Annotated in this window: 7 protein-coding genes; all 7 read left to right on the forward strand. The window is 66.5% G+C overall.

From position 1 onward, the window contains the following. Positions 1–97: 97 nt before the first annotated feature. Genes AAFP05_RS03515 through AAFP05_RS03545 form a run of 7 tightly spaced genes read left to right on the forward strand, consistent with a single transcriptional unit; the run spans position 98 to position 10,752 of the window. Positions 98–2,053 carry a penicillin-binding transpeptidase domain-containing protein gene (locus AAFP05_RS03515; RefSeq protein ID WP_341728474.1) on the forward strand — a complete coding sequence of 652 codons (1,956 nt, stop codon included), beginning with the start codon at positions 98–100 and terminating at the stop codon, positions 2,051–2,053. 12 nt (positions 2,054–2,065) lie between these two features. After that, on the forward strand, positions 2,066–2,929 hold the full coding sequence (locus AAFP05_RS03520; RefSeq protein WP_341728475.1) for a mechanosensitive ion channel family protein: 864 nt from the start codon (positions 2,066–2,068) through the stop codon (positions 2,927–2,929). A 49-nt stretch (positions 2,930–2,978) separates the two neighbouring features. Then, a complete protein-coding gene (locus tag AAFP05_RS03525) occupies positions 2,979–3,890 on the forward strand; it encodes an EamA family transporter (RefSeq protein WP_341728476.1) in 912 nt (303 codons plus the stop codon). A gap of 45 nt (positions 3,891–3,935) precedes the next feature. Then, a complete protein-coding gene (locus AAFP05_RS03530; protein WP_341728477.1) occupies positions 3,936–5,441 on the forward strand; it encodes a CCA tRNA nucleotidyltransferase in 1,506 nt (501 codons plus the stop codon). Then, positions 5,431–6,927 carry an MFS transporter gene (locus tag AAFP05_RS03535; RefSeq protein WP_341728478.1) on the forward strand — a complete coding sequence of 499 codons (1,497 nt, stop codon included), beginning with the start codon at positions 5,431–5,433 and terminating at the stop codon, positions 6,925–6,927. Before AAFP05_RS03530 ends, AAFP05_RS03535 begins: the two co-directional genes overlap by 11 nt. 4 nt (positions 6,928–6,931) lie before the next feature. Beyond that, positions 6,932–8,905 carry a DUF6049 family protein gene (locus AAFP05_RS03540; protein ID WP_341728479.1) on the forward strand — a complete coding sequence of 658 codons (1,974 nt, stop codon included), beginning with the start codon at positions 6,932–6,934 and terminating at the stop codon, positions 8,903–8,905. A 47-nt stretch (positions 8,906–8,952) separates the two neighbouring features. Continuing rightward, complete coding sequence (locus AAFP05_RS03545; protein ID WP_341728480.1) at positions 8,953–10,752, forward strand: hypothetical protein; 1,800 nt, start codon at positions 8,953–8,955, stop codon at positions 10,750–10,752. Positions 10,753–10,835 lie beyond the last annotated feature (83 nt).

The raw sequence follows: 10,835 nt of genomic DNA on the forward strand, positions 1-10,835 counted from the left end.
TGTCATACACAACCGCGCCATACCCGGGCATTGCATGCCGGATCGCCACCCAGAGCCCTGAGACATACTGTCAGTGCAGGCCACTAGGGTTGGACACATGCGGCGACTCAACGGCAATGGACCCCGATGGCTGATCGGGCTGCTCGCTGTGGCCATGCTCGTGGCCGGCTGCACGAGCGCGCCGTTCAAGCCCAAGCCATCACCCGGTGGTGCAGAGGCCGCAGGCAGCCTCGCCGCGGCCCTGGAACAGGGTTCCATCGATGATCTTCGGTTCTCGGGTGACAAAGACCGCGCGATCCTCGACTATCAGCAGGCGACCGGTGCTCTCGACGGCTTGCTGCCCACCGTCGAGGTCACGGCGGTCGACTATGCCGACTCCGGCACCGAAGCCACCGTCCAGCTCAGTCAGAGCTACGAGTTCACTCAGAACCGGTGGTCGTTCGGCTCGTCCGCATCGCTGAGCTATGTCGACGGCAATTGGCAGATCGACTGGACGCCCGGCATCGTGCACCCCGAACTCACCGGGACCACCCGCCTGTCAGACCAACGCACCACGCCTCGCCGCGGCTCCATCGTCGATGGCCAAGGCATGGCGATCGTCGAAGAACGCCCTGTTTACAAGGTCGGCATCGACAAGACGCTGATCGAGCCCGACCAGTACGAGCAATCGGCGCGCGCGCTTGCCCAGCTGATGGGCATCGACGCCGATCCGTTCGCCGAGCAGGTCTCCGCGGCCGGCCCGCAGGCCTTCGTGCTGGCGATCACCGTCCGCGAGGGTCAGGTGCCGCCGCAGATCGAGTCGATCCTGGGTGCGGTCGCGCTCGGCAGCACCCTTCCGCTGGGTCCGTCCAGCACCTTCGCACGCGGCATTCTCGGGACGGCCGGCGAAGCGACCGCCGAAGACATCGCTGCCGGCGAGGGCCAGATCGTCGAGGGCGATATCGTCGGCCAGTCCGGCCTGCAGCAGATCCACGACACCGAGTTGCGCGGCCTGCCCGGACATGCCATCAGCATCATCGACCGTAGCGAAAGCCAGTTGGAGAAGCTGCCGCCGCAGACCGACAGCCCCAGCCCGCAGAGCTCGCCCGGCGCGACTGCATCGTCGGGCGCCAGTGCCCCGGCCACCAGCGACAAGCTGCTCTTCTCGGTCGCGCCGGTCAACGGCACCTCGCTGCAGCTGACGATGAACACCGATCTGCAGCGCAAGGCCGAAGCCATCGTGGCGCCGCACACCGACAACCTGGTCATGCTGGTCGTGCTCGACAAGGCCTCCGGCGGGGTGCTGGCTGCCGCCGAATCGCCCGCAGCCGGCGTCCAATCGTTCTCGACGACCGGCGCCTATCCGCCGGGCTCCACCATGAAGCTGTCCACCTCGCTGGCGCTGATCCGGCAGGGCTATACGCCCAGCTCGCTGGTCAACTGCTCACCGACCGCGACCATCAACGGCCGCGAGTTCAAGAACCATCCCGCCTATCCCACCTCGCTGATGGGCATGGTGCCGCTCGACACCGCGGTGGCGGCGTCGTGCAATACGGCCTTCCTCAATGCCTCCCAGCAGATCTCCAGCGATCAGTTCGCCAGCGCGGCGGCGAGCCTCGGCTTGGGCGTCGACTACGACACCGGATTCGGTGCTTTCTACGGTTCGGTCCCCAAGGTGGACGACCCGGTGGAGCACGCCGCGGGGATGATCGGGCAGGGTCAGGTGCTGATGTCACCGCTGGCACTGAGCGCCGAGGCGGCCTCGGTGGCGAACGGCCACACCACGGTTCCCTATCTCGTCCAAAGCGAGCAGCCCACCTCGACAGCCCAGCCACTCACCGCGGACGAAGCAGCCATGCTGCGCGACCTGATGCAACAGGTGGTGTCTCGGGGCACCGCGATGCAGATGCAGGGAATCCTCGAGGGCGCGAAGACCGGCACCGCCGAATTCGGGGACGCCTCGCAATCGCATAGCTGGATCGTGGGCTGGAACGATCAGTATGCGATCTGCGCGATGTCATACAACGGAGATGGCGCCGACAAACAGGCCGTCATCGATTTCATCACCGGCTGATCCGGAGTGCACATGACCTTCACCTGGCCCGAGACCCTCATCGACATCGGAACGATCGCGATACTCGCACTGATACTGCGGGGCGTACTGAAACGCCTGATCACCCGCTGGATGAAGTCGGTCAGCAGCAGAGCCACCGCATCGGGAGACGGACTCAGCCAGCGGGCCGCCACAGTGCTGTCCAAGGCGGGCAGCTTCACGACCGACAGGCAGGTCCATCGCGCCCGGACCCTGGGCAGCATGCTCATCTCGCTGCTCGACACGGTCATCGGCCTGGTGGCGATCTTCATGATTCTGCAGGTGCTCGGCCTCAACATCATGCCGGCTCTCGCGTCGGCGGGCATCGGAGGCATCGCGCTCGGCTTCGGCGCCCAGAGCCTGATCAAGGACATCATCTCCGGTGTCTTCTTGATGCTTGAGGATCAGCTGGGCGTCGGAGACTATATCGACGTCGGCGAGGTGAGCGGCACCGTGCTCTCGCTGGCACTACGCGCCACCCGCATTCGCGACGACAAGGGCGAGATCTGGTACATCCGCAACGGCGAGATCGTGACCTTGGGCAACCGGACGCAGGGCTGGTCGTCCGGCACCATCGAGTTCCCGCTGAGCCCGGACGACGATCCGCAAACCATCCTCGACATCCTCGGCAAGGTGACCGGCCAGCTGGACGAAGACGAGCATTGGAGCGAGCAGATGCTCGACTCGCCGTCGGTGCTCGGACTCACCCAGTTCGACAAGGGCCGGGCGATCTATGCTGTGACGGTCAAGTGCCCAGGTAACCAGCAGTGGGCCCTCGAACGCGAGATCCGGGTCCGCGTCATCAGTGCCCTGCAAGCCGCAGGCATCAAGGTCGCACTCCCCACGAATCTCGCTTGACCAGGGCCTCCACCCCGATCGACGACTGACTCCAAGAAATCGCGTGCCCATGACCGACCTACCGAACCCTGCCAAACCGAACGCACCCATCTCCCATGAGGTGGCGATCGGTTGTGCGCTGGGCTCGGTGATCTGCGTCGAATCCGGCGCTGCGCTGGGCAAGGGACTCTTCGATCTGATCCCGGCCCTCAGCGTGGCCTGGTTGCGCTTCACCTTCGCAACGCTCGTGCTGGTCGTCCTGCAGACGGTCACCACCAGGGTGCGCCACGCCCGCCATCTCGGATCGCGGTCGCGCACACCATTGAGCCGGCGAAGCCTGCTCGCGCTGGCCGGCTACTCGGTCGCGCTGATCACCATGAACACCGCGTTCTACCTGGCCATCCGGACGATCCCGCTCGGCATCGCGGTCACCATCGAATATCTCGGCCCGCTCGCGGTTGCCATCATCGGCTCGCGCGGACGCCTGGATCTGCTCTGGGCGGGGCTGGCAGGGCTGGGTGTCGTGCTGCTCGGCTTCCGACCCGAGCCCCTCGACCCGACCGGACTGGGCTTCGTGCTGGTGGCTGCCTGCTGCTGGGCGGGGTACATCATGCTGGGCGCCCGGGCCCGCGAGTACTGGCGGGGAGCGGATCTGGTGACCATCGCCTGCGCGTCCGGTGCCGTCGTGTTGGCCTTCCCCGCCATTCACGCCGGCGGTGGTCCCTTGTGGACGCCGGGCGTGCTCATCATGGGGCTGGTCGTCGGTGTCTTCAGTTCGGTGCTGCCCTACCGGCTCGACCTCATCGCCCTGGGCGGGATCTCGCCCAACATCTTCAGCATTCTGCAGTCACTGGCTCCGGCGGCTGCGGCGATCGCCGGCTGGGTGCTGCTGGGCGAAGTACTCGGTCTCACCGACTGGATGGCCTTGGCGGCGGTGGCGATCGCATCGGCCGGGGCGACCATCGCCTCGTCCGGTCGTTAACAGACCACGATCTGGCGCAGAGGCTGCGCGGCTAGACTGGTTCAAATGTCGAACGTCAGCCGCACCCAGACGACCGCCTTGGCGTCCCTCCTTCCGGCAAGTCCGGTCATCACCGAACTCGGGGCGCTGTTCACCCAGGCCGGCCACGAGTTCTACCTGGTGGGTGGCTCGGTGCGTGACGCACTGCTGGGCGTCCAGGGCCACGACCTCGACTTCACCACCTCGGCACGACCCGATGAGACGCAGCGGCTGCTGAACCTCTTCACCGACACCGTCTGGGATGTCGGCCGCGACTTCGGCACCATCAGCGCACAAGCCGCCCGCGGCGGACATGAATGGCTGATCGAGGTCACCACGTTCCGGATGGATTCCTACCGCAGCACCTCCCGCAAGCCCGAGGTCGCCTTTGGCGAACATGTCGAGGACGATCTGCTGCGCCGCGACTTCACCGTGAACGCGATGGCTCTCGATATCGGCTCGGGCGGGTTGGATGATTGGCGCTTCGTCGATCCGTTCGGTGGCCTGGACGACCTGACGACGCGCACACTGCGCACTCCGAGTACGCCGGAAATCAGCTTCGGCGACGACCCGCTGCGGATGATGCGGGCCGCGCGGTTCAGCTCACAGTTGGGCTTCGAGGTCGATCCGGTGACCAGAACGGCCATCGGCGAGATGGCCGACCGCATCTCCATCATCAGTGCCGAACGGGTGCGCGACGAGCTGAGCAAGCTACTCCTCACCGACTCCCCACGCGCCGGACTCGATCTGCTGGTGAGCACCGGCATCGCCGATCTGGTGCTGCCCGAGTTGCCTGCGATGCGGCTGGAACGCGACGAACACATGCGTCACAAGGACGTCTACGAGCATTCGCTGACCGTGCTCGACCAGGCAATCGAACTCGAGAAGGCCCGCGACTATGTCGATGGGCATCCCAATCCCGATCACCGTCCCGACCTCATCGTCCGGCTGGCAGCCCTGCTGCACGATATCGGCAAGCCTGCCACCCGCGGCCTGGAAGCCGGCAAGGTCACCTTCCACCACCACGACATCGTGGGCGCGAAGATGGCTCGCAAGCGGCTCAGAGCGCTGCGCTACTCCAAGGAGATCGTCAATGCGGTCAGCGATCTGATCGCATTGCATCTGCGCTTCCACGGCTATGCCGAAGGGTCATCGGGGGGTGCCTCCAGCGGTTGGACCGACGCCGCGGTGCGGCGCTACGTGCGCGATGGGGGCGACCAGCTCGAACGGCTGCACATCCTCACCCGCAGCGATTGCACGACTCGCAATCTGCGCAAGGCCGAGCGGCTGCGCCGGGCCTATGACGAACTCGAGTTCCGTATCGACGAACTCGCCTCCGCCGAGCAGATGGACGCCATGCGACCCGATCTCGACGGCAACCAGATCATGACCCTGCTCGGTATCGGGCCCGGACGTGAGGTCGGCCAGGCTTACCAGTTCCTCTTGGGCCGCCGCATCGAGGAAGGCCCGATGGGCCCGGAGCGGGCCGCTGCCGAGCTGCTCGAGTGGTGGAAGAGTCGCAATGAACAGTGACGGCGAACACCCGGACGACAACATCATCCGGGTTCCGGGCACCGAGAGGATCTTCTACCGGGGCCGGATGCTCGTCGTCCTGCTGTCGATCCTGGCGATGACGATGATGGCCATCAGCGCCATCAATGTCGCCCTGCCCAGCATCGAGTCGAGCCTGGGCGCTTCCAACTCCGATGTGCAATGGATGCTCTCGGGCTACGCACTGGCGTTCGGCATGGTCCTGGTTGCCGCTGGGCGCACCGGCGACCTACTCGGACGAAGTTCGGTCTTCCTGGCCGGGGTCGCGGTCTTCACGCTGGCCTCCCTGGTCTGCGCCATGGTCGACGACCCGATGTGGATGAACGCCATGCGCATCGTCCAGGGGGTCGGTGCCGGCTTGTCGACCCCGCAGGTCAACGGCATGATCGTCCAGTACTTTCATGGCCAGCGGCGGGCCTGGGCATTCTCACTGTTCGGCCTGGTCGTCTCGGCATCGGTGGCGATCGCCCCGCTGCTGACCGGCCTGCTGATCAACTCGCTCGGCCCGAACATCGGCTGGCGCGCGTCCTTCTTGTGGAATGTGCCGATCGGCGTGCTGACGATCATTCTCGGCTTCCGTTGGCTGCCGTTCGGTCCGGAGCGCGTGCGGCGGCTCGCCAGGCAGCGCGGCGAATTCGTGTCCGCCAGGCTCGACCTCGATCCGGTAGGCATGATCCTGCTCTCGCTGGCTGTGCTGTCGGTGATGATGCCCTTCATGCTGCACGTTGCGGCCGGCTTCCTGCTGCTGGTGGCCGTTCCGCTGCTCGGCTGGGCGTGGGTCTGGTGGGAGCGCAACTACGCCCGGGCCGGGCACCAGCCGATGGTGAACCTCAACCTCTTCGCCATCCGCTCGTTCACCCACGCGACCGTGATCTCGGGAGTGCAGTTCCTCGGCGCGACCTCGACCTTCGTGGTGGTCGCCCTGCACCTGCAGAGTGGGCTGGGAGCGGCCGCCCTGCTGGTCGGCATGATCGGGCTCCCGAATGCCGCCGCATCGGCGATCTCCTCGCTGTGGAGCGGACGGCACGTCATCGGTTCGGGGCGCGCGATCGTCATCGGTGGGTTCTGCTGTTCGCTCGTCGGGCTGATCAGCGTCATGGTGATGGCATGGTTCATGGACGGTGACTCTCCGACGCTGCACTATATGTGGCTCTCGGTGCCGCTGATCCTCTTCGGAATCGGCGTCGGTGCGGTCAACACCTGTAACCAGGCGCTCAGCCAGGAGGAGATTCCGGCGAATATCGGCGGCACCGCCGGTGCGGTGAAGCAGGTGGGCGAACGTATCGGTACCGCAGTCGGCAATGCCATGATCACCGCGGTGCTGTTCTGGGTCCAGCCGATCGGCTGGACGGCCGGATTCACCGCGGCCATCGGGGTCATCGTCGTGCTCCAGGCCCTCGGCCTGATCTTCGCCATCGCCGACCGGCGGATCCTGGGCGATGGCCGTAGTCTTCGCAATCTAGGATGAGCGGGTGGCATTAAGCGAATACGCGCGGGCGGGAAGCGGCGTTCGGCTGCTGGGCGTCCTGCTCGGCCTGCTGATGCTGGTCGCCGGGCTGCCGGTCGCGTCGAGCCACGCCGAGGAGCCCACAGAGGTTCTCGTCGAGTTGACCTCGCTCGCCCCGGCCACCTTGAGCGGCAGCGGCGAACTGGTGATCAGCGGACGCGTCACCAACCAGGCCGATCAGCCACTGTCCCAGCTGACTGCGCACCTGTGGCGAGACGCGACCCCGATCACGACGCTGAGCAGCCTCAACGCCGCTGAGGCCGACCCGCAGGCGTCCGGAGAAGTCATGCAGTCATCGGACGCCGTCGCCTCGCTCGGTGACGATGGCACGCTCGCGCCTGGTGCGAGCGCAGACTTCACGGTGCGAGCCGACCTTGGCTCCGATGCTGCCGAACAGTCCTGGCTCAGCCAGCCCGATGCCGTCTACCAGGTCGGGGTCGAGGTCTTCAGCGGACCGCGCGAGCTCGGCGGCTCGTCAGCGCTGGTCGGCTATCCCGGCTCGACCCAGGCCGATGTCGGCACGATCGTGCTGCTGAATGCCCGGCCGAGTCTGCTGCCGCTCGAATCCGATGCCGCCCAGCTGCCGGTCTTCGCAGACGGGTCGCTGAAGGCCGATCTGGAAACACGGCTGTCGCAGCTGCTGGCCCTGGCCGAGCAAGACAACGTATTGATCGTCATCGATCCGCAGCTCTACGACGAGGTGACCCAGCTCGCCCTGCCGCATGCGATCCGGCTGGCCGACGGCAGCCATTCGGAGGCGACCTCTGCCGGCAGTGCAGTCGCGCAGGACTGGCTCAATCGGCTCGACGCACTGATGACCAGCGGACGCATCGTCCGCGGCCTCTACGGTTCGGTCGATGTGACGCAGGCCGTGGCGTCCGGGCAAGAAGCCGTCATCAAGCAAGCGGCCGAGCTGCCCAGTGGTCACGTGCTGGCGGCACTCCCGCTCGCTGTCGTTCCCTTCTCCGGGCAGGTCGACCAGCAGACCGTGACCGCGCTGCAGAGCGTCTCGCCCAGGTACATCGTGGCAAGCAATCTGGGCGACCGGCTGCGCTATGACGCCTTCGGCCTGCAGTTGCTCAGCGTCGACGCGTCGTCGGCCGCTCAACCTGCCGGAAACCCGATCCAGGCACGAGGCGGCGTTCTCGCGCGCCAGCTCATTGCAGGCAACCAGGGGCTGCCCTCGATTCAGCTGGTCACCACACAGTCGCAAGCCGATCTTGCGGTGGCCGACTATTCGTGGCGCCACCGGCGTTCCATCGCCGATCTGCTGGCGTCAACGACCTCGGCCGGATCCCCCAGCTGGCCCGAGACCAACCAGAGTGCCAGCGAGACCCTGGCCCAGGCGAGTTCACACACCGGCGAACTCCTGGAGGCCTGGAGCCAGCTCGTGGAGCGGCCGTCCGGGGTTCCCGATCCCACCGTTCACGTGCTGCCGACGGCCTGGTCGACCGCCTTCGGGCGCGACACCGACGCTCAAACGCACTGGCTTGAGCTGGCCAGCGAGCCCGCCATGGCCATCACGAGCCCGGACGCCGTGGAGCTGCGCATCAGCGACTGGGTGACGACATCCGAAGACAACCTGCTGCCCGTGACGCTCATCAACAACACCGCCTTCCAGCTGACGGTGCGGGTGCATTTCGACTCCGACAACCCCTTGCGTATCTCGGTGGCAGATTCCGATCCGGTCACGGTGCAGCCCGGAGAGTCCAGCACCGTGCGGGTGAGCCCGGTCACCGAGGGCAACGGCATCGTCGCCATGCAGGCCCAGGTGGTCACCACCGGCGGTCACCCGGTGGGCAATCCGGTCAGTTTCACCATCACCGGCACCGAGGCGGGCCGGGTGGCATGGATCATCATTGTGGCGTCGGGGGCGGTGCTGCTCGGCGCGACCGCGTACCGGGTGCGCTCCATGCGTCGCGAAAACCGGGAGGACTGAACCGTGCTAGGTAGCTGCGTCGTCAGCCATCGACCAGGGGAGGCATTGTGACCGACTATTCGTCCGACTATCCGGAGACCGATCCGACCGGCCGCATCCTGCGACCTCCCGCCGGTCCGGGACTGATGTTGTCGGGACGCTACCGACTCGAAGCGCTGCTGGCCAGCACCGGCGGCATCATGACGTGGCGGGCTACCGACAGCGTGCTGTCACGCCCGGTGCTGATGCATCTGCTGCCTCCCGACGACCCGCGCATGGGCTGGGTGCTCGACGCGTCACGCAGGGCGGCGACCATCACCGACGCGCGCTTCTTGCGGGTGCTGGACGCACTGGAAGCCACCGGTCAGGAGCCGTGGTCGTTCGTCGTCAGCGAGTTCGCGGTCGGCGATTCGCTTCAGGTCATGCTGGCCAACGGTCCGTTGACCGGCGAGCAGGCCGGCTACATCGTCGACCAGATGGCCAGCGCGCTGGCACCGCTGCATGCGCGCGGCCTGTTCCACCTGCGCATCAACCCGAGCGCGGTCATCATTACCGTCAACGGCAACGTCAAGATCGTGGGCTTCCTGATCGACGCTGCGCTGCGTCCCAAACCCGGCGAGGACCAGCTGAGTTGGGCTGAGCAGGAGAGCATCGACTGCTATGACCTCGGACGCCTGCTGTACAGCCTGACCACCGCCCGCTGGCCGGTGCCGCCGGACGAGCCGCAGGGCAGCCACTGGGGACTTCTGCCGGCACCGCTGCGTCTGGACCGATCGGGAGGGGCGGGTGGAGAGCAGCTGTGGGCCAGTCCGCACGAGGTCAATCCGGCTATCGCGCCCAGTCTGTCGACGGTAACGATGGCAGCGCTTCGTCCGCAGCTGGGGCTGGTGGGCCCGGGCCTGCACACCGCCAACGATGTCGCGGATTCGCTCGAAGGCATGAGCGATGTGGTGGACGCCGAGGAGTCTCTGGAGGCTTTGATGCGGGCCAACCACAAGATCGGCACGCCGTCGGCGACCCCGGTGCAGACCGAGTGGATGTCGATGCACTCGAATCCGGCGGATGCCACCCAGCCGATGCCGCGGGTCGAGGACGAACTTCCCGGTCCGACGGGCGACTTGGACGCGCCCACCGAGGTGGTGCCGGTGCGCTCCTGGCCGGCACCTGCGGGCGGTGACCGACCGGCCACATCGTCCCAGCCGCCCGTTCATCCGAGCCCGGTGGCCGCCCCACCTCGGCTGAAGCCAGAGAAGGCGACGACGGCGGCGCTGGGCCGCAAAGTCATCGTGGTGTTGACCGTTTTCGTGTTACTGGCATTGCTGGTGCTGCAGCTCCGCGGGTGTGGCGGCGGCACCGACCAGGACGCTCCGACCACGGACGCCGCATCCGTCGAGCCGGCCGCGATCGCGTCGGTCTTCGATTTCGATCCGACGGCCGATGGCGGCGATAACAACGAGAACTCAAGTGACGCGGGGTATGCCGCCGACGGGGATACCTCCACGGTCTGGCACACGCTGACCTACCTGAACAATCCGGCCTTCGGTGGTCTGAAGCCGGGCGCGGGCATCGTCTATGATCTCGGCGAGGCCGTGCCGGTCGGCAGCGTCCGGCTGCTGCTCGACAATGAGCCGAACGCACTTCAGCTGATGGTGCCGATCGAGAACGACGCCTCGGCCGCCAGCCCGCCGATGAACACCGTCAGCGAATGGCAAGTCATCGCTTCGGACTCCGCCGCAGGCGGCGAGGTTACGCTGACCCCGGATCAGCCGGTGACAACGCGCTGGGTGATGGTCTATTTCACCTCGTTGCCCTCGGTCGGCGGCAACCAATATCGCTCGGGCATTGCGGAGACCTATATCAACCAGTGAGTGGCGGGTTCTCCTGGACGCCTGCCACGAGTAGGCCCAGCGGCACAGTCGTGGTGGAATAGCCGGGTTGGTGCGGGCGTTGG

Origin of the sequence: Brooklawnia sp., assembly GCF_032229645.1 — a bacterium.
Lineage (GTDB): Bacteria > Actinomycetota > Actinomycetes > Propionibacteriales > Propionibacteriaceae > Brooklawnia.